Annotated in this window: 20 protein-coding genes; 6 read left to right on the top strand and 14 right to left on the bottom strand. The window is 65.4% G+C overall.

The genetic code is table 11. The features are described 5' to 3' along the window. Window positions 1–25: 25 nt before the first annotated feature. The 6 genes from IB235_RS07395 to IB235_RS07370 form a co-directional block, all read right to left on the bottom strand. A complete protein-coding gene (locus tag IB235_RS07395; RefSeq protein WP_192336215.1) occupies window positions 26–823 on the bottom strand; it encodes a 3'(2'),5'-bisphosphate nucleotidase CysQ in 798 nt (265 codons plus the stop codon). Next, window positions 810–2,162: a TldD/PmbA family protein gene (locus IB235_RS07390; protein WP_192336214.1), complete on the bottom strand. Its 1,353-nt coding sequence runs from the start codon at window positions 2,160–2,162 to the stop codon at window positions 810–812. The genes IB235_RS07395 and IB235_RS07390 overlap by 14 nt, the downstream gene beginning before the upstream one ends. Window positions 2,163–2,255: 93 nt before the next feature. Beyond that, on the bottom strand, window positions 2,256–3,872 hold the full coding sequence (locus IB235_RS07385; protein WP_192336213.1) for a DUF2125 domain-containing protein: 1,617 nt from the start codon (window positions 3,870–3,872) through the stop codon (window positions 2,256–2,258). 215 nt (window positions 3,873–4,087) lie between these two features. Then, window positions 4,088–4,429, bottom strand: coding sequence for a DUF2853 family protein (locus IB235_RS07380; RefSeq protein ID WP_192336212.1), 342 nt, complete (start codon window positions 4,427–4,429; stop codon window positions 4,088–4,090). An 83-nt stretch (window positions 4,430–4,512) separates the two neighbouring features. Further along, on the bottom strand, window positions 4,513–5,904 hold the full coding sequence (ahcY, locus tag IB235_RS07375) for an adenosylhomocysteinase (RefSeq protein WP_192336211.1): 1,392 nt from the start codon (window positions 5,902–5,904) through the stop codon (window positions 4,513–4,515). Between the two features lie 70 nt (window positions 5,905–5,974). Continuing rightward, on the bottom strand, window positions 5,975–6,415 hold the full coding sequence (locus tag IB235_RS07370; RefSeq protein WP_192336210.1) for a hypothetical protein: 441 nt from the start codon (window positions 6,413–6,415) through the stop codon (window positions 5,975–5,977). A 162-nt stretch (window positions 6,416–6,577) separates the two neighbouring features. Here IB235_RS07370 and IB235_RS07365 point away from each other — a divergent pair, with 162 nt between their 5' ends. From IB235_RS07365 to IB235_RS07355, 3 genes are all read left to right on the top strand, one after another. Beyond that, window positions 6,578–7,504, top strand: a complete 927-nt coding sequence (locus IB235_RS07365) for a glucokinase (RefSeq protein ID WP_192336209.1) — start codon at window positions 6,578–6,580, stop codon at window positions 7,502–7,504. An 89-nt stretch (window positions 7,505–7,593) separates the two neighbouring features. Further along, the gene (locus IB235_RS07360) at window positions 7,594–9,507 is read left to right on the top strand and encodes an autotransporter assembly complex family protein (RefSeq protein ID WP_192336208.1); all 1,914 of its coding nucleotides are present in this window, start codon (window positions 7,594–7,596) and stop codon (window positions 9,505–9,507) included. After that, the gene (locus tag IB235_RS07355; RefSeq protein WP_225612095.1) at window positions 9,507–14,039 is read left to right on the top strand and encodes a translocation/assembly module TamB domain-containing protein; all 4,533 of its coding nucleotides are present in this window, start codon (window positions 9,507–9,509) and stop codon (window positions 14,037–14,039) included. Before IB235_RS07360 ends, IB235_RS07355 begins: the two co-directional genes overlap by 1 nt. A gap of 77 nt (window positions 14,040–14,116) precedes the next feature. Here the strand turns inward: IB235_RS07355 and IB235_RS07350 are convergent, their stop codons facing one another. The 3 genes from IB235_RS07350 to IB235_RS07340 form a co-directional block, all read right to left on the bottom strand. Beyond that, window positions 14,117–16,744: a DNA translocase FtsK gene (locus tag IB235_RS07350; protein WP_192336207.1), complete on the bottom strand. Its 2,628-nt coding sequence runs from the start codon at window positions 16,742–16,744 to the stop codon at window positions 14,117–14,119. A gap of 4 nt (window positions 16,745–16,748) precedes the next feature. Continuing rightward, on the bottom strand, window positions 16,749–17,942 hold the full coding sequence (locus IB235_RS07345; RefSeq protein ID WP_155038963.1) for an aminotransferase class I/II-fold pyridoxal phosphate-dependent enzyme: 1,194 nt from the start codon (window positions 17,940–17,942) through the stop codon (window positions 16,749–16,751). A 126-nt stretch (window positions 17,943–18,068) separates the two neighbouring features. Beyond that, window positions 18,069–19,394, bottom strand: coding sequence for an amidase (locus tag IB235_RS07340; RefSeq protein WP_192336206.1), 1,326 nt, complete (start codon window positions 19,392–19,394; stop codon window positions 18,069–18,071). 141 nt (window positions 19,395–19,535) lie between these two features. Between IB235_RS07340 and IB235_RS07335 the strand changes: the two genes are divergently transcribed. Both IB235_RS07335 and IB235_RS07330 read left to right on the top strand, forming a co-directional pair. Beyond that, on the top strand, window positions 19,536–20,759 hold the full coding sequence (locus IB235_RS07335) for a UbiH/UbiF/VisC/COQ6 family ubiquinone biosynthesis hydroxylase (protein ID WP_192336205.1): 1,224 nt from the start codon (window positions 19,536–19,538) through the stop codon (window positions 20,757–20,759). 93 nt (window positions 20,760–20,852) lie between these two features. Further along, window positions 20,853–21,428: an outer membrane lipoprotein carrier protein LolA gene (locus IB235_RS07330; protein WP_192336204.1), complete on the top strand. Its 576-nt coding sequence runs from the start codon at window positions 20,853–20,855 to the stop codon at window positions 21,426–21,428. 32 nt (window positions 21,429–21,460) lie between these two features. On the opposite strand, the gene IB235_RS07325 is transcribed toward IB235_RS07330, so the two are convergent. The 5 genes from IB235_RS07325 to IB235_RS07305 all read right to left on the bottom strand — a co-directional run bounded on the left by IB235_RS07325 (window position 21,461) and on the right by IB235_RS07305 (window position 25,008). Then, window positions 21,461–22,039 carry a lytic transglycosylase gene (locus IB235_RS07325; RefSeq protein ID WP_155038959.1) on the bottom strand — a complete coding sequence of 193 codons (579 nt, stop codon included), beginning with the start codon at window positions 22,037–22,039 and terminating at the stop codon, window positions 21,461–21,463. A gap of 78 nt (window positions 22,040–22,117) precedes the next feature. After that, on the bottom strand, window positions 22,118–23,164 hold the full coding sequence (gene modC, locus IB235_RS07320) for a molybdenum ABC transporter ATP-binding protein (protein WP_192336203.1): 1,047 nt from the start codon (window positions 23,162–23,164) through the stop codon (window positions 22,118–22,120). Then, window positions 23,161–23,853 carry a molybdate ABC transporter permease subunit gene (gene modB / locus IB235_RS07315; protein ID WP_192336202.1) on the bottom strand — a complete coding sequence of 231 codons (693 nt, stop codon included), beginning with the start codon at window positions 23,851–23,853 and terminating at the stop codon, window positions 23,161–23,163. Before modB ends, modC begins: the two co-directional genes overlap by 4 nt. Further along, complete coding sequence (modA, locus tag IB235_RS07310) at window positions 23,850–24,590, bottom strand: molybdate ABC transporter substrate-binding protein (RefSeq protein ID WP_192336201.1); 741 nt, start codon at window positions 24,588–24,590, stop codon at window positions 23,850–23,852. Before modA ends, modB begins: the two co-directional genes overlap by 4 nt. Before the next feature lie 61 nt (window positions 24,591–24,651). After that, on the bottom strand, window positions 24,652–25,008 hold the full coding sequence (locus IB235_RS07305) for a winged helix-turn-helix domain-containing protein (RefSeq protein ID WP_155038955.1): 357 nt from the start codon (window positions 25,006–25,008) through the stop codon (window positions 24,652–24,654). 105 nt (window positions 25,009–25,113) lie between these two features. On the opposite strand from IB235_RS07305, the gene IB235_RS07300 reads away from it, so the two are divergent. Continuing rightward, a complete protein-coding gene (locus IB235_RS07300; RefSeq protein ID WP_192336200.1) occupies window positions 25,114–26,295 on the top strand; it encodes an acetyl-CoA C-acyltransferase family protein in 1,182 nt (393 codons plus the stop codon). Window positions 26,296–26,322: the final 27 nt, after the last annotated feature.

Below are 26,322 nucleotides of genomic sequence, written 5' to 3'. Positions count from 1 at the left end.
TTCATAGCCGCGCGGCAAGGGGGCATCAAGTTCGGGCCCGTGCCTCGGGTGCCTCGCCCAAAGCTGCGATCAATTGGCCATGCAGGCGCGGCGGCGCGATCAGCAGCCCGTCAGACAGGGCGCGGGCGGTGTTGAAGCGCATCTCGCGGCCGGAAATCTCGGTGGCGATACAGCCCGCGCGTTCGGCGATCAGGCTGCCTGCGGCAATGTCCCATTCCCATGCGGCGCGGGTCGACAGGGTCGCGTTGAACTGCCCCTCGGCGACAAGGCACAACCGCCATGCCAGCGAAGGCCGGAATTCGCGCCGGATCGGCGGCACGCGGCCTTGCCAGAACACCGGGTCAAGGCTGGGCTTCGATGCCAGAACCGTCGCGCCGTCGATGTCATGATCGCGGGGCGTCATCGGCTGCCCGTTGAGCAAGGCGGGACCATGCACATGGGCGCTGTAGGTCATGTCGCGGGCAGGCAGATGGACGACGGCGGCGGTCACCCGGTCGCCGGTGGCGATGGCAAGGGAATGGGAAAACCCCTCCTGCCCGGCCAGAAACGCCCGTGTCCCGTCGATCGGGTCGATGATGAAGCAATGCTCGGCATCCAGCCGCGAGGCATCGTCGGCCGATTCCTCGCTCAGCCAGCCGTAATGCGGGCGGGCGGTGCGCAGAAGCTGTTCAAGATGGGCGTTGACGGCCAGATCGGCCTCGCTGACCGGGCCGGCGCCTGCGTCCTTTTCCCATGACTGCGGGTCGTTGCGCCAATAGCGCAGCGCGATCTCACCGGCCTCGTGCGCGGCCTGTTCCAGCAGCGCAAGATCATTCGCCGGCAAGGGTCATCCCTTCGACCAGAAGGCTGGGCACGCGCATCGCGCGCCAGTCGCGCAGGTCATTGGCGGCCGTCACATGCATCAGCATGTCACGCAGGTTGCCCGCGATGGTGCATTCGTTGACGGCATGGGTGATCTGTCCGTTTTCGACCCAGAAGCCGCTGGCCCCGCGCGAATAATCCCCGGTGGTCGAGTTGATCGAGGCCCCCAGCATCGAGGTCACGATCAGCCCGCGGCCCATGTCGCGGATCAGCTCGTCGCGCGTGCTTGTGCCGGGGGTCAGCGCAAGGTTGGTCACGCCCGGAGAGGGCGGACTGCCCGCGCCGCGCATGGCGCTGGCGGTCGATTCCATCCCCAGCTTGCGCGCCGTCGCCAGATCCAGCGTCCAGCCCTGCAGCACGCCGTCGCGAACCAGCGCACGGTCTGCGGTCGGCAGGCCCTCGGCGTCGAAAATGCGCGAGCCGCCCATGCGCGCCAGATGCGGCAGTTCGATCAGGTCGAATCCGGCGGGCAGCACCTGTTCGCCAAGCGCATCGCGCAGCCAGCTTGCGCCGCGCGCCACTGCCGCGCCATTCACCGCGCTGACCAGATGTCCGATCAGCCCCGAGGCGACGCGTTCGTCGTAAAGGATCGGAAATGCCCCAGTCGGGGGCTTTTTTGCCCCGCGCCGATCCACGGTGCGTTCGGCGGCCAGACGGCCGATTTCCTCGGGTTCGGGCATATCGGACAGGTGGACGCGGGATTCCCCGGCCCAGTCGCGCTCCATCCCCGTGCCCTCACCGGTAATGGCAATGGTGGACAGCCCATGCCCGCTGCGCCCCAGCCCGGCCGAAAAGCCGTTGGTCGCGGAAATCCACATCTGCCGGCGCGAATGCGAGGCCGAGGCGGATTCGATCTTGGACACGCCGTCGACAGCCAGCGCCGCCGCTTCGGCGCGCAGGGCAGCGTCCTGCAAGGCTTCCGGGGTCGGATCGGCCCCGTGATCGTAAAGGTCCAGCCGGCTGCTATCGGTGTCGCGGGTCAGTTGATCGATCTCGGCCAGACCAAGATTGTCATCGATCGGGGTTTCGCGGGCCATGGCGACGGCGCGGGCGGCGATTTCCTGAATCGTGCGCGCGGAGTGATCCGAGGCCGACACACAGGCCTGACGCCCGCCCAGCAGCACGCGCAGGCCGATTTCGACCCCTTCGGCGCGTTCGGCATGTTCCAGCTTGCCCGCGCGCACATCGACCGAGACAGCCGCTGCGCTGACCGCGACCGCATCGGCCTGATCGGCCCCGGCCTGTCGCGCGGCGGACAGAAGCTGTTCGGTCAGGGACTGAAGGCGGGCAAATTCGGACATGGCTGCTCCTTATATGGCAGACGGGGCCCGGAACCGGGTCCGAACCCCGTCGAATCCTGCCGGAGCATGGCGCGGGCCTGCTCCGGCGGGGTCTTACTTGATCTGCTGACCGTTGGCAAAGATCGCGCCGCCTTCCTTGAACTCAAGGTCGGTGGCCATCTTGTCGGTGCTGCCCTCCACGGGCTTGGCGAACATCGCCAGCATCATGCGCACACCCATCATCTGGTCCTGCGGGATCAGGCCAATGCTGCCCAGCGTATCGACCAGCGTATTCACGCCCTCATATTCGGCATGGATCTGCCCGATCGGAGCCTCAAGGCTGCCGCCATCGGTCGCCTTCAGTTCACCGGTGGCATTGGCCTTGGCGCCCAGCAGATCCAGCGCGAACTTGTTGATCCGCATCTCGACCGGCTCAAAGCCCGAGGGCTCGGCGGCGACTTCATCGTCCATTGCGTCAGTTTCGGCCTCGGCCTGTGCATCATCGGCGGGGGCGTCGGGGGCAACGCCCTCGGCCGTCGCGCTGTCGGTGTCGTCCGCCGGGACGGTTTCATCCGCTTCGGGCATGGCGAACAGGTCGCGCGTGACCTTCATCAGCCCGCTCAGGTCCAGTTCAAGCGAGGCCGGGGTCCGCGGCAGGCTGGCCTGCGGGTCGAACATCTTCCAGATGTCCTCGGCCATGGTCACGCCGGTCAAAGCATAGGCAAAGCTGAAGGGCTGCGCTTCCTCGCGTTGCGAGACCGGCAGCTTCAGGTCCATGCTGCCGCTTTCGATCGCATAGCTGACGGGGAAGGGGATCTGCGGCGAGGTCAGGCTGAAATCCATCGCCTTCGAGCCAACCCGGTAGCCCATGCCGTCCTGCGACAGCGAGAAGGCGGCGTCAAAGCCCTTGCCCTGATAGGTTCCGGTGCCGGTCGAGGGCTGGCCGTTCTCGTCCATGCCGGAATAGTCGAAGGTCGCGTTGACGGCGCCCGCCTCGAAATTGCCGTCCATGGCCAGCCCGGCCTTGAGCGCGGCGTCCATTTCCTCTTCCATATTGGTGAAGTCGCCGGGGGCCGACATGCTGCCCTGGCTTTTCAACCCGTCGAGGCTGCCCGCGAACTTGACCTTGCCGTCCTGATCGTCGGTGACGTCGCCGTTGAAGGTCAGCGCCTCGGTATTCATGGCATAGTCGTATTTGTTCGGGGTGCCCGAAACGACATGGAAGGTGCCGGTGGAATTGGTCAGCGCGAAATTCATCGGCAGCGGGGTCTGCGTGCCTTCCGTGGTGATCGTGGTCGTCGTCAGGTCGATCGTCGGATAGTCGAATTCATGCGTCATGTCCTCGGGCGCGCCCGAGGTGGTGATGCGGTTGCCGGGAATGCGGACCGTCATCGGGATCGCATAGTTGCTGCCTTCGGGTTCCTCACCCTCAAGATTGACGGACAGCTCCTCGGCAAAGACGGTGCTGACCTTGCCATTGCCGTCATCGGTCAGCACGACCTGCGGCAGCTTCATGCTCATGCGCCCGGTATCGGCACCGCCAGCGATCAGCACGTCATGCACGGTCAGGGTGCTTCCGGCCTTGTCCCGGCTGCCTTCGGCCACGGAATAGCCCACGGACTCGTAGTAATCGATCCAGGACTGCCAGACCTGCTCGGGCGTGACATCGGCGAGTGCGGGTGCGGTCATGGCCGTCAGGGCCAGAGCGGAACTCGTCAGGCGGCGGAACATCTGAAAAACCTTTCTTGGTCCGTAAGTCTGGGGCCGGATGTCGGGAAACGACAGCCCGGAGCGTGCGGTTAATGCATAAAAGAACAGCTTATGCGGATTTGCCAGTGCCCGAATGAGAAGGATAGCGCGAACTTGACCGGAATCGCAAAGCGGGCAGGGACTGGCCTGTCCCCGCCGCGCCGCAAGGGCTGGATTGGCGGTTGCCCGCCCGTCGGTCAGGCGTAGGCGGATTCTTTGCCGAAATGCGTGCAAAGCAGGTAATAGACCACCGCGCGATACTTGTTGCGGTTGGCGCTGCCGTATTTGGTCACGACCGCATTGATCGCGTCCATCAGTGCCGGCCCGTCGGGCAGGCCCAGCTTCTTCATCAGGTAATTGTTCTTGATCCGCTCAAGCTCGGCGGGGTCGCTGGCCGCGACGGTTTCGGCATCGGCGCTGTAGATCGAAGGACCGCAGCCGATCACCACCTTGGTTAGCAGGTCCAGGTCAGGCGAGAGGCCCAGCTTGTCCTTCATGTCGGCGGCGTATTTCGCGATCAGGTCGTCCCGTTTGCTCATTTGTCTTCCCCCGAAAAGTGATCCTTCCGGGGGAAGCGTAGCTGGCTGCAGACAAATAGCAACCAAAACCGGGGGTTTGGCCCTTAGTAGCGGTAGTGCTCGGCCTTGAACGGGCCCTCGGGCGTGACACCGATATAGTCGGCCTGTTCCTTTGTCAGCGTGGTCAGCTTGACGCCGATCCGGTCCAGATGCAGGCGGGCGACCTGCTCATCCAGATGCTTGGGCAGGATATAGACGCCGGGCTGGTATTCGTCGCCCTTGGTCCACAGCTCGATCTGGGCCAGCACCTGGTTGGTGAAGCTGGCGGACATCACGAAGGACGGGTGACCGGTGGCGTTGCCCAGGTTCAGCAGGCGGCCTTGGCTCAGCAGGATGATGCGATTGCCCGAGGGCATCTCGATCATGTCCACCTGGTCCTTGATATTGGTCCATTTGTGGTTTTTCAGCGCGGCGACTTGGATCTCGTTGTCGAAATGGCCGATATTGCCGACAATGGCCATGTCCTTCATCTCGCGCATATGCTCGATGCGGATGATGTCCTTATTGCCGGTGGTGGTGACGAAGATATCCGCCGTCGCGGCGACGTCTTCCAGCAGCACGACCTCGAACCCGTCCATCGCGGCTTGCAGCGCGCAGATCGGATCGACCTCGGTTACCTTCACGCGGGCGCCTGCGCCGCGCAGCGAAGCGGCCGAGCCCTTGCCCACATCGCCATAGCCGCAGACGACGGCGACCTTGCCCGCCATCATCACGTCGGTGGCGCGGCGGATACCGTCGACCAGCGATTCCTTGCAGCCGTATTTGTTGTCGAATTTCGACTTGGTCACGCTGTCATTGACGTTGATCGCCGGGAAGGGCAGCTGGCCCTTCTTGTGCAGATCGTACAGACGATGGACGCCGGTGGTGGTCTCCTCGGAAACGCCCTGCAGCGCGGCACGCTGCTGGGTGAACCAGCCCGGCGACTGCGCAAGACGTTTCTTGATCTGCGCGAACAGGCACTCTTCCTCTTCCGAGGTCGGGACGGCGATCAGGTCGGTTTCGCCGGCTTCGACACGCGCGCCCATCAGGACATACATGGTGGCATCGCCGCCATCGTCCAGAATCATGTTCGCGGTGCCTTCGCCGAACTGGAAGATCTGGTCGGTATAGGTCCAGTAATCGGTCAGGGTCTCGCCCTTGATGGCATAGACCGGGATGCCGGCGGCAGCGATGGCGGCGGCGGCATGGTCCTGCGTCGAATAGATGTTGCACGACGCCCAGCGGACTTCGGCGCCAAGGGCGGTCAGCGTTTCGATCAGGACGGCGGTCTGCACGGTCATGTGCAGCGAACCGGCGATGCGTGCGCCCTTCAGCGGCTGGCTGGCACCGAACTGAGCGCGCAGCGCCATCAGGCCCGGCATTTCGGTTTCGGCGATGTCCAGTTCCTTGCGCCCGTAATCGGCCAGGCTGATGTCTCGGATGATGTAATCGGTCACGGCAATGCCTCAAGAAGGGGAAGTTGCCGCGCCCAATATCATTTACCGCGATTTCCTGCAAATCGCCCGATCAGCTGCCAAGGCCTGCCTTGGTGAAATAGGATTGCGGGCTTTGCGCATCGCTGAAGCCGATCCCCGAGGCGATGACGCAGCTGGTGGCATCCGGGCGCTCCAGCACCACGGTCCATGTCCCCATCAGATCCGAGCCCCATAGCGCGGTATCGTTGGCATTGGTCGCGATCCGGCTTTCGCCGAAATCATCGCTAAGTGTCTGTGCGATCTCGGCATCATGGCCGCACCACGGCTGGTCGCCGCTGGCCTGTTCCGACAGCGGCAGGCGGCGGGCCATTTCGCGCACGGCTTGCGGCTCCATCCCGGCCACGGCCGACCAGCCGCGCGGATTGGCAAGGTTTTCCTCGCGTGAGGTGGTGGCGGCATGGGCCGACAGGCTGGTTAGGGCCAGCAGCATCGCCAGCAGCGCCGTATTCGTCTTGCGGATCGGGTTCAGCATCGTTCTTAACCTCTCGCTTGCGCGTTCGATCTGGACAAATAACAGACGAAAGCGTGGCGAAGTTCCCGCAAACCACGGAAACGGCTTCATGCGAGCGCTAGCATGACTGGCCGCAATCCCCTAAGAAGGCGGCCAAGACCTGATGCGAGAAGGGGACAGGACATGGCGATCTTGCTGGCGGATGTGGGTGGCACGAATGCCCGTCTGGCATTGGCGCGGACCGATGAGGGCATCTATACCGGCAGCATCACCCGGTTCCGTGGCGACGATCATCCCGACTTCGACGAGGTCGTGCGTCTGTTCCTTGAACGCGAAGGCAATCCCCGGATCGAGGCCGTCTGCGTCGCCGTTGCCGGTCCCGTCTCGCAGGGGCAGGCCCGCCTGACCAATCGCGACTGGAATTTCAGCGAGAAGCGCCTGATCGAGATGACCGGCGCGGGCCGCGCCCGGTTGATCAACGACCTGACCGCGCTTGGCTATGCCACGCCCTCGCTGTCGGGGGATGCGGCGGGTTTCCTGCGCGAAGGCCCCAAGGCCGAGGCACTGAACGGCCAGCGGCTGGTGGTGAACGCGGGGACCGGCTTCAACGTCTGCGCCGTCAAGGTCATGCCCGGCGGCGCCATCGCCTGTTTCGAACATGAGGTGGGCCATACCCGCCTGCCGCTGTCAGTCTGGACCCCGCTGGTCGAGGTGCTGGGCGATCGCGCCGCACCCTTCGATTCCGTCGAGGAACTGTTCGCCGGGCGCGGGTTGGCGCGTCTGCATGCGCAAATGACCGGGACCGTGCCGGGCCGCGCCGAAACCGTGGTCGAGGCAGCGGGTGCCGGTGATGCGGCTGCTCAGGCGACCTGCGATCTGTACGCGCGGCTGTTCGGCCTGATCTGCCGCGAACTGGCGCTGCAGTTCATGCCGATGGACGGGATGTTCCTGGCGGGCAGCGTCGCGCGCAGCGCGGCACAGCGGCTGGAGATCTTTGAGGCGGCCTATCTGTCCGATCCGTTGATGGCGCAGATCCCCGCTGCGGTGCCGATCGGCATGATCCGTGACGACATGGCCGCACTTCACGGGTGTCTTTCCGCCATTGCGTGAAGATTTCCGCTCATCCGGCCCATGAAGCTGGATTTCACAGCGATTTGACTGCAAAACTCCCCAAAACGACCAAAAAAGGGCGGATGGGGATGAGACGACTTCTGAAGGCAGGCACCGCTGCCGCATTCGTGCTGTCAGCGGGGACGGATCAGGCGCTGGCCCAATCCGCAGGCTCGTCCTCTTCGTCACCGTCCTCTGCGTCGTCATCGCCATTTTCCGGGCTGTTCGGCGGGAAGAAGGGGAATGAGACCTCTCCGGTCGATATCAATATCTCGGTCGCCGGCTCGAACGAGGATCTGCCGCCGGCGATCCGCAATACCTCGTTGCTGATCTCCGCCCAGAACGAGGGGCGCGTCACCGGGCAGGACATGCTGGCCGCTGCGCGCGGCGATTATGCCCGCATCCTTGGGGTGCTCTACGATCAGGGTTATTACTCGGTCACCATCAACATTCTGCTGGACGGGGTCGAGGCCGCGACGGTTGCGCCGCTGGACGCGCCGCATATCGTGCGCAAGGTGCAGGTCACGATCGATCCCGGCCCGCGCTTCCGCTACAGCCGCGCCGATATCGCCCCCGTTGCGCCGGGAACCGAATTGCCGCCCGATTACCGCAGGGGTGAAATCGCCCGCACCGGCGACATGAAGACGGCGGCGACCTCGGCGGTCGAGGGTTGGCGCAATGTCGGCCATGCGAAAGCCGACGTGGCCCAGACCGAGATCATCGCCGATCATGACACCAATCTGATCGAAAGCGATATCCGCCTGGTGCCCGGCCCGTCGCTGACCTTTGGCGAGATGAAGATGCGCGGCTATCAGCGCATGGACCCGCGCCGCTTGCGCAAGATCGCGGGTTTCCCCGAGGGCGAGCGTTTCGACCCGGAAAAGCTTGAGGATGTCCGAAAACGCCTGCGCCGCTCGGGCGTGTTTTCCGCGATCACCCTGACCGAGGCCGATTACGTCAATGCCGACAACTCGCTGGATGTCGATCTGCTGGTCACTGAACAAAAGCTGCGCCGGATCGGCGGCGGCTTTGAATATTCCAGCATCGATGGCATGCGGCTGACCGGCTACTGGATGCACCGCAACCTGATGCGCGGTGGCGAACGGCTGCGCATCGATGCCGATATCGAGGATATCGGCTCGCAACTGACCGGGATGGATTACAAGCTGGGCGTGCGTATCGACCGCCCGGCGACATTGCATCCCGACATCACCGGCTATGTCGCCGCGCAGGTCACCAGCGAGGATGAGGAAGATTACGACCAGAAGACCGGGACCTTTGGTCTGGGCTTCACCTATATGCATGACGATGAGCTGACCGCCGATATCGCGTTGCAGTTCCGCGCCCTGCAGGTCGATGACGATTCAGGCCGCACGGATTTCCGGCTGTTCGCCCTGCCGATGTCGGTGACATGGGACCGGCGTGACGAATCCACCGATGCCAAGCGCGGCTTCTGGTTGTTCGGCTCGACCACGCCCTTCGTCGGTCTGCAGGACGAGACCGGGACCGGGGCGCAGGTCGTTGCCGAAGGTCGCGGCTATTACAGCTTTGGCGCGGATGACCGGGTGACGCTGGCGGGGCGGTCGCGGCTGGGCACGGTGCTGGGCTCCGAGCTTGAGGAAACGCCACGCGATTACCTGTTCTTCTCGGGCGGGGGTGGCACCGTGAGGGGGCAGCCCTTTGAATCGCTGGGCGTCGAGGTGATTCCGGGCAAGGATGGCTTCGTCAAGACCGGCGGCATGAGCATCGCCGTCCTGAATGCCGAGGCCCGGGTCCGTGTCCGCGAAAAAATCGGCGTGGTGGCCTTTGTCGATGCCGGGCGCGTCTGGGAGGAAAGCGGTTTTTCCGGTGGCAGCGGCTGGCATGCCGGGGCCGGGGCGGGCCTGCGCTACGACACGCCGATCGGCCCGATGCGCTTTGACATCGCCCATCCGCTGGGTGGCGGTTACAAAGACGACGATGCCGGCACTCAGCTTTACATCGGATTGGGGCAGGCCTTCTGATGAAACTGCATGATCTGATCCCCCGCCTTCTTGTCGTGATCTGGCTGGCTGCCATGACGCCGCTTGCGGCCATGGCGCAGGAGACCGGGACGACCGACGACAGCGCCGCCCAGATCTCGGAAGAGGTCGAGGATGACCGGGGCTTCATCACTCGCTTCCTTGAGGAAAAGCTGTCGGGCGCCGGGCGTCAGGTGGTGATCGAGGGATTCCAGGGGGCACTGTCCTCGCGCGCGACATTTACCCGGATGACCATCGCCGATGATAACGGCGTCTGGATCACGCTGGAAAATGGCGCGATGCAGTGGCACCGGGCGGCATTGCTGCGCGGGCGGGTCAATATCGACGAATTGTCCGCGGATCGCGTGATCCTGCCGCGTCTGCCCGCAGGCGGAGATGACGCCGCCCCCGCCCCCGAGGCGCGGGAATTCTCGCTGCCGCAACTGCCGGTGGGCGTGCATATCGCCAAGCTCAATATCGGTCGGGTCGAACTGGGCCAGCCGATCATCGGTCAGGAAGCGGTTCTGTCGGTCTCGGGCGCGATGAACCTTGAGGGCGGCGAGGGCGACACCAACCTGACCATCAACCGCGTCGACGGTCCGCGCGGCCAATTCGGGCTGGTCACCTCGTTTTCCAACGAAACCCGCATCCTGAAGCTGGACCTGAAGCTGGACGAGGATGCGAACGGGCTGTTCACCAATATCGTGCGGATGAACGGCCGTCCCGCCGTCCGGGCCGAGATCACCGGCAACGGCCCGGTGTCGAATTTCGACGCCGATATCAAGCTGGATACCGACGGCCAGCCGCGCGTGGCGGGCAAGGTCTCGACGCGCGAAGAGGCGCGCGGCGAAGCGCAGGGCATCGCCTTTCACGCCGAGTTGACCGGCGATGTCGCGCCGCTGATCGCGCCGGGCCGGCAGGAATTCTTTGCCGGGCAATCGGTGATCCGTGCCGATGGCTGGCGCGGGCAGGATGGACGGCTGGTCATCCCCGAGCTGAAGATCTCGACCGGGGCATTGGACCTGCAAGGCGCGGTCGAGATGAACAGCAAGGGCGCGCCACAAAGCGCCAACCTGACGCTGCTGCTGGGCAGCGATGCCGGGGCGACACAGCTGCCGGTGACCGTCCCCTTCGGTCAGGCGCAGACCACCGTCAGTTCGGGCAATATCCGCCTGCAATATGATGCGAAACAGGGCTCGGGCTGGAGCCTGAGCGGGCGTGTCGGCGACTTCAAGCGACCGGACCTGAGCCTGTCCGAGGTTCGGCTGGACGGGCGTGGGCGGGTGAACCTGACCCCCGAACAGGCGCTGCAAGAGGTGCGCGGCTGGGTTGCCTTTGGCGCGGATGACATCCAGCCCAGCAATCCCGGCCTAGCCGATGCGATCGGGGACACGCTGAACGGCGGTCTCAACTTTGCCTTCACCCCCGGCAATGCGATGAAGCTGTGGGGGATGAACATCAATGGCGATGAGTTCCGGCTGCAAGGCGCGCTGGACGTGTCCGGGCTGCGCACCGGGATCGCGCTTGCGGGCGACATCACCGCCCAGCATCTGAACATCACCACGCTGTCCAAGATCGCCGAACGCGATCTGGGCGGTAAGGCCGATGTGCATCTGAAGGGGCGCTATGTCCTGCTGAGCAAGGCTTTCGATGTCGATGCCAGCATCGAGGGCAACGATATCAGCGTCGGGCAGGAGCAGGCCGACCGGATGCTGGCTGGGGCGTCGCGCATCGAACTCAGCGCCAAGCGTGACGGTTCGGGCATCCAGCTGCGCCATCTGCGCGTCAATGCCCAGAACCTGACCGCCGAGGCACAGGGCTTTATCAGCAGCTGGGCCAGTGACGTGACCGCCCATGTGGTGATGCCGGACCTGTCGGTGGCCGATCCGAAATATGCGGGCGCGCTTAGTACCGATCTGAAGCTGACCGGCGCAGCGCGGCAGCGCCTGCTGAATGTGACCGGTCAGGGGCAGGACCTGATCCTTGGCATCCCCGAGGTGGACGGGCTGTTCAAGGGCCAGACCCAGCTGAACATCGACCTGATGCAGGTAAACGGCGCCTATGAGTTGCAGAAATTCGCCCTGTCGAACCCGCAGGCCACGGTCGAGGGCTCGGGCCGGTTCAGCCAGACGGCGCTGGACGGCAATCTGAAGCTGTCGATGCCCGATCTGGCGGTGCTGGGTCGCGGCTTCTCGGGCGGGTTCACCGCCGAGGGCACGGCCTCGCAGCAAGGGGATACAAGGCGGCTGGACCTGACCGGGCAGGGCAAGGACCTGCGCTTTGGCCAGCAGGATGTGGATGGCGCGCTGACCGGTGCGACCGACCTGAAGCTGACAGTTCAGCAGCGCGGCAAGGAAATCACCGTCGAGCGTTTCGATCTGTTGAACCAGCAGATGACTGCCAAGGTGCAGGGCAGGATCGCCGAGACCGGGACCAACATGACCGGGAATGTGGACATCAAGTCTTTGGCCAGCTTCGGGCGCGGCTGGCGCGGGTCGCTGGTGGCGCAGGGCAGTTTCAAGGATGATGGCACCGGGGCGCGGCTTCTGGACGTAACCGGGACCGGGCGCAACCTGTCCTTCGGGCAGGCGCAGGTCGATGGCGCGCTGGCCGGGGAAACCCGGCTTGCCGTTCGCGGTACCGAGCGCAATGGCGTCTTTGCGATTGAGACGGCGCGGGTGGAAAATCCCAGACTGAACATGGCGGCCACCGGCAGGGTGGGGGCGGGCGCGACCGATCTGCGCGCCGACCTCCGCGCCGATGATCTGCGCTTTCTGGGTCGCGGCTTCCGTGGCGCGGTGCGCATGCAGGCCACGGTGGCCGATCAGCAGGGCGGGGCGCGGGCGATCACCGCCAATGGCTCGGCGCGCGGGCTTGCCATCGGCAATCCCAAGGCCGATGCGGTTCTGGCGGGCGAGACACGCTTTGATCTGGCCGCCAACCAGCGTGCCGATGGCAGCTTCACCATCAACCGGTTGCAGGCCGATAACCCGCAACTGCGCATCACCGGCGATGGCAGCCCGACCGAGGGCGTGAACCTTGACGCAAGGCTGAGCGATCTTGGTCTGCTGGTCGCGGGTTTCCCCGGCCCGGCCGAGGTCAAGGGCCGCATTCGCAATACCGGCACCGGCTATGACGTGAACCTGAACGCCACCGCGCCGGGTGATACTACCGCCCGGATCAGCGGCACGGCGGCGGCGGATGGCTCGACCATGGATCTCCGGGTCGAGGGAACCAGCAACGCGGCGGCGGCGAACCCCTTCCTGCGCACCCGCAGCATCGAGGGACCGCTGAATTTCGATCTGCGCATGAATGGCGCGCCTTCGCTTGAGGCGCTGAGCGGGCGGGTCGGGCTGGCCAATGGCCGTCTGGCCGAGCCTCGGCTGGGGCTGGCTGTCGACAATCTGAATGCCAATGCCGATTTCAATGCGGGCCGGATCAATGTCGATATCAACGGCAATGTCGAGGCCGGAGGTTCGATCAGCGTGCGCGGTCCGATTACGCTGACCGGTGACCGCGCCATGGATCTGGACGTGCGCGTGATGGATGTCGTGCTGCGCGACCCGAACCTGTACCAGACGCAGGCCAGTGGCACGATCCATATCGGCGGCTCGCAAAGGGCGGGACCGCTGGTTCAGGGCCGCATCAACCTTGGCCATACCGAGTTCCGCATCCCCTCGACGGGGCTTGGCGGGGCAAGGGCCATTCCCATCATCATCCATCGCAGCGAGCGACCGCCGCAGCGTCAGACCCGCGCCAAGGCGGGGTTGCTGGAATTCCCCAGCGATGCTTCGCGCCAGGTGGGGATGAGCGCGCCGCCCGCGACGCCTCCGGCGGTGCCGGCCCGCTTTGATCTGGTGCTGTCGGCACCCGATCAGGTGTTTGTCCGCGGTCGTGGCGTCGATGCCGAGTTGGGCGGCGAGATCCGCCTGACCGGCAATGCCCGCCAGCCGATCCCGATCGGCTCACTGGAGCTGATCCGGGGACGGGTCGATCTGCTGGGCAAGCGCTTCGACCTGACCGAAGGGCTGATCGAGATGCAGGGCAGCCTGATCCCGGTGATCCGGTTGGTCGCCGAGTCCGAACAAGACACCATGACCGCCCGCATCATCATCGACGGCGATCTGCGCAATCCCGACATCACATTCGAATCCTCGCCGGAAATGCCCGAGGAGGAGGTGCTGTCGCAGCTGCTGTTCGGGCGGGGTCTGGACAATATCAGCGGGTTGCAGGCGGCGCAGCTGGCCAGTGCCATCGCCACGCTGGCGGGGCAGGGGGGTGACGGCATTGTTGCGCGGCTGAGGAAGTCGACGGGTCTGGACGATCTGGACCTGACCACCGACGATCAGGGTCGGGTCTCGGTCCGGGCGGGGAAATACCTGTCCGAGAACGTCTATACCGACGTGCAGGTGGGCGACGAGGGCAAGACCAAGCTGAACCTGAACCTCGACCTGTCGAAAAGCCTGACGGCGCGGGGGTCGGTGGCCAGCGATGGTGAAAGCACGCTGGGCCTGTTCTACGACCGCGATTACTGAGCCTGAGTGCAGGCAAGAAAAAGGCCGGGCATCGAGCCCGGCCTTTTTCTTTTGGCGCCTCTTACATCGGTCGGGGATCAGACCTCGGGGACGAGGACTTCGCGCTTGCCGACATGGTTCGCGGGGGTGACGACGCCCTGTTCCTCCATTTGTTCAACCAGTCGCGCGGCCTTGTTATAGCCGATGGCAAGCTTGCGCTGGATGTAGCTGGTCGAGCATTTGCGGTCCTTGGCGACGATCGCCACGGCCAGATCGTAAAGCTCGGCATCGCCACCTTCGCCCGAGGACAGGCCCAGCACTTGATCGATGCTGTCGGCGCGTTCCTCGTCCGGGCCTTCGACGACGCCGGACATGTAGCTGGGCGGGCCGAAGGATTTCAGGTGGTTCACGACCTCTTCGACTTCCTCGTCCGAAACGAAGGGGCCGTGGACGCGGGTGATTTTCGAGCCCCCGGCCATGTAGAGCATGTCGCCCTGGCCCAGAAGCTGTTCGGCCCCCTGTTCGCCCAGAATGGTGCGGCTGTCGATTTTCGAAGTGACCTGGAAGGAAATCCGGGTCGGGAAGTTTGCCTTGATCGTGCCGGTGATGACATCGACGGAGGGGCGCTGCGTCGCCATGATCAGGTGGATGCCCGAGGCCCGCGCCATCTGTGCCAGACGCTGGATGCAGGCCTCGATTTCTTTGCCCGCGACCATCATCAGATCGGCCATCTCGTCGACGATGACGACGATATAGGGGAAGGTCTCGGGCTGGAATTCCTCGGTCTCGAAGATCGGCTCGCCGGTATCCTCGTCGAAGCCGGTCTGGACGGTGCGCTTGAACATCTCGGACTTGTCCAGCGCCTCGCGGACGCGGCCATTATAGCCCTCGATATTGCGCACGCCCATCTTGGACATGCGGCGATAGCGTTCCTCCATCTCGCCGACGACCCATTTCAGCGCGACGACGGCCTTTTTCGGATCGGTAACGACGGGCGAGAGCAGATGGGGGATGCCGTCATAGACCGACAGTTCCAGCATCTTGGGGTCGATCATGATCAACCGGCATTCCTCGGGCGTGAGCTTGTAGAGAAGCGACAGGATCATGGTGTTGATCGCGACGGATTTCCCCGAGCCGGTGGTCCCTGCGATCAGCAGGTGGGGCATCTTGGCCAGGTTGGCCACGACCGGGCCGCCGCCGATATCCTTGCCAAGCGCCAAAGGCAGCGGCTGGGTGCCGTCGGCATAGGACGGGGCCGAGAGCAACTCGCGCAGCACGACTTTCTCGCGGCGGATGTTCGGCAATTCGATCCCGATGACCGAACGGCCCGGCACGGTCGACACCCGCGCCGACAGCGCCGACATCGAGCGCGCGATGTCATCGGCCAGACCGATCACGCGGCTGGCCTTCAGGCCCGGTGCCGGTTCCAGTTCATATAGCGTGACGACGGGACCGGGGCGAACATCGGTGATCTGTCCCTTGACGCCGTAATCATCCAGCACCTCCTCGAGCAGGCGGGCATTCTCGGCCAGCGCCTCGGGCGGAAGCTGGTGGCGCTCGACGGTCGAGGCCGAGGCCAGCAGCGACAGGGGCGGATGTTCGTAGTCATTCGCGGCGAAATCCGAGGGGCGGGATTGCGGACGCTTCTGTGGCGCTGCGGCGCGGGTGGGCGCGGGCGCGGGGATATAGGCGTCCTCGTCGTCCTCATCCTCATCGTCGGTCAGCGGCGGCTCGATACGCTCGGGCGCGGGGCGGGTCCCGGTCAGCTTGGCCGTCACCGCGGACAGGACCGAGCCCTTCTCGACCGGGTGTTCGGAACGCTGGCGCAGCACATCGGTGATGCGGGCCGAGATCTCGTCATCCGAGGGCGGCATGTCGTCATCGGCGTAATGGGTTTCGGGCTCGATCAACTCGGGCTCGGGCGCATAATCGCCATGGACCGGCGGCGGGGCACGGCGGCGCGGCGCGGGTGCGGCGCGGGAATCGGCAGGCAGGCTGGCGGAGCTTGCCTCGGCCAGACGGGCGCGGCGGGCCTCGGAGCGGGCCTTCATCTGATGCGCGGTGCCCATGCCAAAGCGCAGGGTCCGGTCGATCGCCAACAGCAGCAGCAGCCGCGCCGTCACCAGCCCGTCGCGCAGGAAGCGGGTGGTGACGGAAAGCTCGGCCCGGTTGAAGCCCAAGCCGTAAACGGTCAGCGCGATCATGCCGCCTGCGGTCAGCAGCGCAAGAATGCGGATCGAGATCGACGCCTTCAGCGGCATCATCGACAGCAAGCCGCCCATGACCGCATCGCCGGCATTGCCGCCCAGCCCGAAGGCATGCGGCCATGTGTCGGGCGGGGTTAGGGTGGCGGCATAGCTGCAGGTCAAAAGCAGCGCGGGCGCCAGATAGATCGCCCGCAGGCAGCGTTCGGCCCCGCGATGCAGCATCATGCGCAGACCCCAGCCCATGACGCCGATCGCCGGCAGGATCCACGTCCAGCCCAGCAGGGTGATCAGCGCCGAGGACAGCGTGGCCCCCGGACGGCCCAGCAGGTTCTGCGCGGGCTCATCCGTGGCGGAAAGGTAGCTGGGATCGTCGGGCGAATAGCTGGCGAACATCATCACGATCACCACGCCCAGCACGACCAGAAGCGCACCCATCAATTCGTTGCCGCGGCGCTTCAGGGCCGCCTGGGTGGATTGGTCGAAGAGCGGATCGCGGTGTTTCGCCTGCCAGCTCGCCATGCGGTTAACCCCCTTGGTACAAACAGTTCTTCAGCCGGTTCAATGCAGCCTCGGTCTGGTCGGCCGGATCGACCAACGCGACCCGGATATAGTCCCGGCCCGGATTTCCCGCCGCAGTATCGCGCGACAGATAGGCGCCGGGCAGGACCTGAATGCCTGCCTCGGACCACAGCTTCTTGGCCGCGTCCTCGCCGGTGCCGACATGTTCGGGCACCCGCAGCCACAGGAAGAATCCGCCCTGCGGCGCGGCATAGCCCGGCATATTGCCCAGCACACGGTCAGCCACGGCGAATTTCGCGTGGTAAAGTGCGCGGTTTTCTTCGACATGCGCCTCATCAGCCCAAGCGGCGGCGCTGACGCGCTGCACCGGCAGGGGCAGGGGGGCACCGGAATAGCTGCGCAGGCGGCGCAATTGCGCGATCTGCTCGCGCCCGCCCGCCGCAAAGCCCGAGCGCAGCCCCGGCAGGTTCGAGCGTTTCGACAGCGAGTTGAACATCACCACCCGATCGGCCAGCCCCATGCGGGTCGCCACGGCCAATGCGCCGGGCGGAGGGGCGTCGCGCCAGATCTCGGAATAGCATTCATCCGAGAAGATCAGGAAATCATGGCGGTCGGCCAAGGCGATCAGCCGCTCCAGATAGTCTTCTGAGGCAACGGAACCCTGCGGATTGGCGGGTGAGCACAGATAGGCAATCGCCACCCGGTCCAGCAGCTCCGGGGCCAGTTGGTCGAATTGCGGCAGGAAATCGGTTTCGGCGGTGGCCGGGACAAAGATCGGCTCGGCCCCGACGGCGGCGGCGGCCACGGCATAGACCTGATAGAAGGGATTCGGAATCAGGATCGCGGGGCGCTGACCCGCCTTGCTTTCCGGGCACAGCGCCAGCGCCGCGTTGAACAGCCCCTCGCGCGTGCCATTGACGGTGGTGATGCGGGCGGGCTCGACCTCGATCCCGTGGCGGCGGCCAATCCAGCCGGAAATCGCCGAGAGCAGTTCCGGAATACCCTCATTCGAGGGGTATTTGCCGAATTCGCGAATGCTTTCCGCCATGATCCGCCCGGTGAATTCGGGAACGGCGTGGCGGGGTTCGCCGATCGTCATCACGACCGGGTCCGCGGCGGGCGCGATGCCCGCAAGCAGCGTCCGCAGGCGCGGGAACGCGTATTCCGGCAGGTTCGAGAACCGCTCGGGTAGTGCCATGACTGCCTCTCATTCGGGGTCGTGCCGCCCCGTGTCCTGAAAAGGATACCGGCAAAGCCCCATTGCGTCCAGAGTTTCGGGCCGAAGCCCCCTTGTTTCGCGGGACATTCCCGCAGTTTGCGCAGATTAGTTCAGGCTGGCCTCGGCCGAGGCCGCTGCAACCAGAAGCTGCAGGTCCTTGCCCGCATGGCCCATCATCATCAGCCCGCAGGCCGGGTGGCCGGTGGGCAGGGTGATTGCGGGCAGACCCAGCAGGTTGCCGATCCGGGTATTGCGCAGCGCCAGCATGTTTTCGGTGGCGAAATAGGCCGGTTCGTTCAGCAGGCGCTGGGTATCGGGCGGCAGAATCGGCGAGGTCGGCAGGATCACCGCGTCATAGCCCGCGACCAGCCGCGCCCAATCGGCCCGCAGCCGGTCAAGCTTCTGCCAGCCCGCGACGAAATCGGCGGCGCTGGCCTCGCGCCCGCCGCGGAAGCGTTCGAGGATCGGCGGATACATCAGTTCCGGCGCGTCCTCGATCTGGTCGCGCCATGCGCCATAGGCCTCGGGGGCGAAAAGCGTGGGCGACAGCGCCATGGCATCGGTGACGCAAGGCGGCGTGGCATGGGTGATGCGCGCGCCTGCTGCGGCAAGGCGGGCCACCGCGTCCTCGAAGGCGGCGACCGGACCTTCGCGGGCGTCGTCAAAGGGCACGCCGTCCAGCACCAGAAGCCGCAGGCGGTGCGATGCGGCATCCGTCAGGTCGGGGACCGGTTGGCCGGACAGCAGGGCAAAGATTGCGGCGCAATCCTCGACCGTGCGGGCAATCGGACCGGCCACGTCGAAGCGCGAACACAGGGGCACGACGCCTCGGCTGTCGACCGCGCCATGCGTCGGCTTGAAACCCACCAGACCGTTCCACGCCGCAGGCAGGCGAATCGAGCCGCCGGTATCCGATCCGACCGCCGCTGCCGCCAGCCCCAGCGCCACCGAAACCGCCGCACCGGAACTGGAGCCGCCGGGCGCCAGCGCCGGGTCGATGCTGTTTGGCGGCGTGCGGGTCATCGGGTTCAGGCCAAGACCGGAAAAGGCCAACTCGGTCATATGGGTCTTGCCCAGACAGACCAGCCCTTGCAGCGTCGCCTCGGCCAGGATGGCCGCATCGGTTTCGGGGGTGCGCCCGGCCAGCAGACGCGAGCCTGCCTCGGTCGGGGTGCCGGCGCTGTCGATATTGTCCTTCCAGCTGATCGCCACACCGTCCAGCAGGCTGCGGCGCAGCCCGGCCTTGGCGCGATCATGGGCGGCGATCGCCTCGGCCCGCGCGCGGGCGGGCGTGGTGCGGGCATAGATGCTGCCGCCATAGGGATGGCGCGATGCGGCGTCCAGATAGGCCTCGGTCTGTTCCACGGGGCTGATCAGCCCGGCCAGAATCGCCCGGCCCTGTTCCGATGCCGATACCTTGAGCCAGTCCATTCCCGTTCCCCTTGCCGTTCAGATCCAAGGCGCACAGGCTAACCAGCCCGGCCCGGCGCTGCAATGGCGCGCAAGGGTCAGCAGCGCGCGTATCGCAATGCCGCATGGACAATACCCCGCCGGGGCGCATAGTGCGAAACCATGATTAAGGATTTCGACATCGTGATCGCGGGCGGCGGGCTGAACGGCCCGGCGCTGGCGCTGGCCTTGGCTGGCGCCGGACTGAACGTCGCCGTGGTGGACAACCGCCCCGCCGATGCCCGCGCGGGCGACACATTCGACGGTCGCGCCTATGCACTGGCCCTGGCCTCGCAGCGGCTGCTGGTGGCGCTGGGGCTGTGGAAAGGACTGGCGGACAAGGCCCAGCCGATCCTGAAGGTCGAGGCGTCGCAGGGTTTTGCCGGTGCGGGTGCAGGCCCCTTCGGCCTGCATTTCGACAGCGCCGAGATCGAGGAAGGCCGTCTGGGCTACATGCTGGAGGACCGCTTCCTGTATCGCGCGCTGCTGGCCGCGATGGAGGGGCGTGTGACGCATCTGTCCGGCGTCTCGGTCACCGGGCAGCAGCCGGGACAGACCGGCATCACCGTGGCGCTGTCGGACGGGCGCGAAGTCTTGGCCAGTCTGCTGGTCGGTGCCGATGGTCGCAAGTCAGGCGTGGCCGAGCGCGCGGGCATTCGGCGTCTGGGTCATGATTACGGCCAGATCGCGCTGGTGGCGGCGGTGGATCACGAATTGCCCCATAATGGCACGGCGCATCAGTTCTTCATGCCGTCCGGGCCGCTGGCGATCCTGCCCTTGCCGGGCAATCGCAGTTCGATCGTCTGGTCGGAAACCGCGGATGAGGCGCGGGCGATTCTGGATCTGGATGATGCGGAATTCCTGCAGGTGCTGCGCCCGCGTTTCGGAGATTTCCTTGGCGCGATCAGTCTGGCCGGGCCGCGATTCTCGTATCCGCTGAACCTGACCTTGGCCGAGCATTACATCGCCCCGCGCATCGCGCTGATCGGTGACGCCGCGCATGGCGTCCATCCGATCGCCGGGCAGGGGCTGAACCTTGGCCTGCGCGACGTGGCGTCACTGGCCGAGGTGCTGGTCGCCGCGCGTCGCCGCGGCGAGGACATCGGGACCGAGCCGGTTCTGACCCGCTATCAGGAATGGCGCAGGCCCGACGCCACCACGCTGGCCTTGGGCATGGACGGGGTGAACGCGCTGTTTTCCAACGGCAATCCATTGCTGCGTGCCGCGCGTGAACTGGGCATGGGGCTGGTCGATGCGCTGCCGCCCTTGCGGCGGGGTTTCATGCGGCAGGCGGCCGGGTTACGGCTGGACCCGATGCCGCGCCTGCTGGCAGGGCAGAAACTGTAGCGGGAACGGTCACGCCCCCGCGAGCGTTCCTGCCCCGCACATCCAAGCGAACGTGAATGTGCAACGCATTGGAGACACGGTATCATTCCGCACATGAACATCAGATCGCTCGCCCTCGCGCCCGTCCTCGCCCTCGCCATGGCTTTTCCGGCTTTGGCGGATAAGATCCCGCTGAACGAGATCTCGAATTATCTCAATAGCCTGAAGACCGCGCAGGCCGCGTTCACTCAGGTCAATCCCGATGGCAGCATCTCGACCGGGACGGTCTATATCCACCGCCCGAACCGCGTGCGCTTCGAATACAAGGGCAGCAAGAATCTGGTGCTGGCCTCGGCCGGGCAGGTGGCGGTCTATGACGGCAAGACCCGTGGCGGGCCGCAGCAATATCCGCTGTCGAAAACCCCGCTGTCGCTGATCCTTGGTCCCAATATCAATCTGGGCAAGGCGCGGATGGTCACCGGCTATGCCGAGAAGAAGAACACCACCGTGGTGACCGCGCAGGACCCGGCGCATCCCGAATACGGCAATATCCAGATGGTATTCACGGCCAACCCGACGCAATTGCGGCAATGGGTGGTCAAGGATGACGCGGGCAAGCGCACGACGGTCATCCTTGGCGACATGCGGACCGGTGTGTCGATCCCGCCTTCGAAATTCGCGATCAAGTAGAACTGGCCCGCCGCGATCCGGCGGGCCTGAATTTACCGGCAGGCGGTCAGCTGCATGCGGTAAAGTTCCGACCGCGCGCCGACCTTGTTCGCCACGCTCATCAGCCACGGCTTGCTGCGATGCGAGCCATTGTTAAAGCCCGACCGCCCCTCGTGATAGGCCAGATATTGCGAGGCGGCGTCCTGCTTCGATATCCCCAGAATCCGGGTGGTGTCGTTCATGTACCAACCCATGAAATCGGTGGCGTCGCGGATATTGTCGCGCTTGGCCCCGCGATTGCCGGTCTTGCGCCGGTAATCGTCCCAGGTGCCGTCCAGCGCCTGACTATAGCCATAGGCCGAGCTTTGCCGTCCCATCGGGATGATTCCCAGCGCATAGCGATGCGGCGTCTTGGCATCGCCGATGAATTTCGATTCCTGATGGATGGTCGCCATCTGCACATAGATCGGAATGCCCCAGCGCTTTTGGGTCGATTGCATCGCCCGGTAATAGGCGGGACGCTCGGCTGCCAGCAGGCAGGCATTTTCCAGATTGCGAGGCGCCTTGTAATTTCCACCGCCCCCACAAGAGGCGACCAGCCCGACGATCGCGAGCTTCAGAAACCTGTTCATACTGCCCTCATCCACGTTTTTGTCTGCGAGCATAACGGAATTCGCCCGCCGCGTGCAATTGACAATGGCTCGATTGGTCTAGCTGGGCAGGACCGAGACCGATTTCACGATGGCAAAACAGGCGGCTCCGGGGGCCAAGCCCAGCGTCTCGACCGAGCGGGGCGTGACCTGCGCCAGCATGCGTTGATCGCCAAGCGTCAGTTGCACCAGCCCGCCGCTGACCTGCACGACCGTCGCGGGCAGGACGTTCAGCGCCGACAGTCCTTGCGGTGGGTCGCGTGACAGGATGACCTCATGCGCAAGGACGCGCAGCCGCAATTCCTGACCGGTTGCGGCCTCGACTTCCTGCAGCAGCATCGGACCGGCGGCGGTCCTGACCCGCAGCATACCGTCGGGTTCATGACCTTCGACGGTGGCATGGATCAGCGCCCCCGCCTCGCGCGCGCCCAGTTCCGGGGCAAGCCGCGGATCGGCCAGAATCGCTTCCAGCGGGCCGGAATGGGTGACGCGGCCGCGCTGCATCAGCACCAGTGTCGTGGCAAGGCGCAGCACCTCGGGGACGGAATGGCTGACGTAAAGGATGGGCAGTCGGACCTCATCTCGCAGGCGCTCCAGCCAAGGCATGATCTCGGCCTTGCGGCTGTCGTCCAGCGCGGCAAGGGGTTCGTCCATGACCAGCAAGGCCGGATCGGACAGCAAGGCGCGACCGATCGCGGTGCGCTGCTTTTCGCCGCCCGACAGCGTGGCGGGGCGGCGCTGCAGCAGCGGCCCCAGCGCCAGCATCTCGACGGTGCGGTCGAAGTCGCGGCCCGCGCCGCGCCGCCAGCGGGCGGGGTAGCGCAGGTTCCGTTCCACCGTCAGATGTGGAAACAACCGCGCATCCTGAAAGACATAACCGATGCGGCGTTCCTGCGGCGCAAGATTGGTGCGGCCATCGAACAGCACCCGCCCATCCAGCGCGATACGCCCGGAATCAGGCCGCAGCAGCCCGGCAATCGCATTGATCGTGGTGCTTTTCCCGCAACCCGACGGTCCGAACAGCGCGGTGACGCCGACCGGGGCCTCAAAGGCCACATCCAGATCCAGCCCCGGAAAGCCATGGCGAAAGGCGACAGACAGGCTCATATCCGCTGCGCCGCCCGTCTTGCCAGCACTTCCGACAGCAACACCGCGCCCATGGCGACCACGACCGAGACCAGAACCAGCCGCAGCGCCGGTCCCTCGCCGCCCGGAGTTTCAAGAAAGGCGTAGATGGCCGAGGGCAGGGTCTGGGTCTGCCCCGGAATATTCGAGACAAAGGTAATGGTTGCCCCGAATTCGCCCATCGCCTTGGCAAAACCCAAGGTCGCCCCGGCAAGGATCGCCGGCATCATCAAGGGCAGGGTGACGGTGGCAAAGATCCAAGCGCGCGGTGCGCCCAAGGTCGCCGCGGCCTGTTCCAGCTTGGGATCGACCGCTTCAAAACCCAGCCGGATCGCACGCACCATCAACGGAAAGGCCATGATCGCTGCGGCCAGCGCAGCACCGGTCCAGCGAAAGGCGAAGACGATGCCCAAGGGCTTCAGCAGGCTGCCGACCGGCCCCTGTGTGCCAAAGGTGATCAGCAGCAGGTAGCCAGTGACCACGGGCGGCAGGATCAGCGGCAAATGGACGATGCCGCTGAGCAGCCCGTGTCCCGGAAAGCTGCGCCGCGCCAGCAGCCAGGCGAGGGCGGTGGCAAAAGGCAGGCTGGCCAGCGTCGCCACCAGCGAGACCCGCAGCGACAGGGCGACCGCCTGCCATTCCTGCGGGCCAAGCCAGTCCGCAAGACTCATGGCAGGACGGTAAAGCCCTGCGCCTCGAAGACCGACTTCGCGGGGTCGGCCTTGAGGCTTTGCAGGAAGGCCGCGGCTTGCGGCGTGTCGGCGTTCTTGGTCACCGCGCCGGGATAGATGATGGCGTCATGACTGTCGGCGGGGAAGGTTCCGACCACGCCGACCCCCGGCTCGGCCACGGCATCCGAGCCATAGACGATGCCCAAGGGTGCCTCGCCGGTCGCGACCAGCATCAGGGCGGCGCGGACATTGTCGGCTTGCGCGACTTGCGGTTCCACCTTGCTCCACAGCCCCAGTTTTTCCAGCGATTGCTTGCCATACTGCCCGGCAGGAACCGAGTTGACCAGCGCCATGGCCAGCTTGCCATCGCCCAGCAGCGCGGGCAGTTCAGTGACCTCGGCGCTTGCCGGTTTGCCGGTTCCGACCAGCACCAGCGTATTGCCCAAGATGTCGGTGCGGGTGGCTTCGTCTATATTGCCCGATTTCTGCACCTCATCCATCCAATCGGTCGAGGCCGAGATGAAGATGTCTGCGGGCGCACCGGCCTGAATCTGCTGGGCCAGTTTCGAGCTGCCCGCATAGGAAATCACCACCTTGTCGTCATGGGATTCCTGCCATTTCGCGGCAATCTCATCCAGCGCGGTCTTGAGGCTGGCGGCGGCGAAAATCGTGATCTCATCGGCATGGGCCGCGGGCGACAGGGCGATCAGGGCGGCGGCAATCAAGGGTAGGCGCATCGGAGCATTCCTTCCGTTATGTCCAGACTGACATAACCGTAAGCCCCGGATCGCTCAACCGTTATTTCGCGTCAGACATATCGGAGAGAGCGGCGCTCAGGCTGGCAAGCTCGGGCGCGGCGCGGACCAGTTCCTCGAGCCTGCGGTAATCAGCCAGCACCTTTCGGCCCAGTTCGGTCAGGGTGGCGCCTCCGCCCTTGGCGCCTCCCCGGCTGCTGTCGACAAGCGGCGTGCGGAAATGGCTGTTCATCTCTTCGACCAGCGCCCAGGCGCGGCGATAGCTCATCTTCAGCCGTCGCCCGCCGGCCGAGATTGAGCCTTCCTCGGCGATGGCCTGCAGCAAGTCGGCCTTGCCACGGCCAAAGGTCAGGCCTTGGTTGAAATGCAGCCTCAGGCTCAGACGGGGATCGTTTTCCATATGCGCATTCTCGGGAAGTAACGTGGCGTAGGCAAGCACCGGCGGGGGGTTCCGGCGCCCTGCGCAAGGCTTTAGCGTCACGGCAACAAAGGTTGGAGGACCATCATGTCACAGAATGAAATCGTCATCCTGTCCGGCGCACGGACGGCCATCGGCGGATTCGGCGGCAGTCTGGCCGCGATCACTCCGATCGATCTGGCGACGACCGTCACCCGCGCCGCGATCGAGCGCGCCGGGATTGACGCCGACCGGATCGGTACCGTCGTCTTTGGCCATGTCCTGAACACCGAGCCGCGCGACATGTACCTGTCCCGCGTCGCGATGCTGAATGCGGGCGTGCCGAACTCCACACCCGCGATGAACGTGAACCGGCTTTGCGGTTCGGGCGTGCAGGCCATCGTTTCGGCCGCGCAGGCGCTGATGCTGGGCGATGCGGATTTCGCCGTGGCCGGTGGCGCGGAATCGATGAGCCGCGCCCCTTATGCCGTCCCCGCCGCCCGCTTTGGGGCCAAGATGGGCGATGTGCAGATGCTGGACATGATGGTCGGCGCGCTGACCTGCCCGATGGGCACCGGCCATATGGGCGTGACGGCCGAGAATGTCGCGCGGGAATATGGAGTGACGCGCGAGGAGCAGGATGAGTTCGCGCTGGAAAGCCAGCGTCGTGCGGCACTGGCCATCGCCGAGGGGCGTTTCAAGGACCAGATCGTTCCGGTCGAGGTCAAGACCCGCAAGGGCCTCGTGGCATTCGATACCGATGAGCACCCCAAGGAAACCAGCCTCGACAAGCTTGCCAGCCTGAGGCCCGCTTTCCAGAAGGACGGGTCGGTGACGGCCGGCAACGCCTCGGGGATCAATGACGGGGCGGGGGCGCTGGTGCTGGCGCGGGGCGATGCTGCGCGGGCTGCGGGTCTGACGCCCGCTTTCCGGGTGCTGGGCTATGCGGTCGCGGGCGTGCGTCCCGACATCATGGGCATCGGCCCGATCCCGGCGGTTCAGGAACTGCTGCGCCGCACCGGGCTGAAGGCCGCCGATTTCGACGTGATCGAATCGAACGAAGCCTTTGCATCGCAGGCGCTTGCGGTCAGCAAGACGCTGGAGCTCGATCCCGCCAAGGTGAACCCGAATGGCGGGGCCATCGCCCTTGGCCATCCGGTCGGCGCGACGGGCGCGATCATCACCATCAAGACGATGCACGAGCTGATCCGCACCGGTGGCAGCAAGGGCCTGATCACCATGTGCATCGGCGGCGGTCAGGGCATCGCGCTGGCCATCGAACGGATCTGACCCTGATCACGGTCGGCCCTCCCTGGG

The sequence above is a fragment of the Paracoccus sp. PAR01 genome (assembly GCF_014851995.1).
In the GTDB taxonomy this organism is placed as follows: Bacteria; Pseudomonadota; Alphaproteobacteria; order Rhodobacterales; family Rhodobacteraceae; genus Paracoccus; species Paracoccus litorisediminis.
The sequence above is the reverse complement of the archived record's forward strand: the minus strand, read 5'-3'. Positions and strand labels throughout refer to the sequence as shown.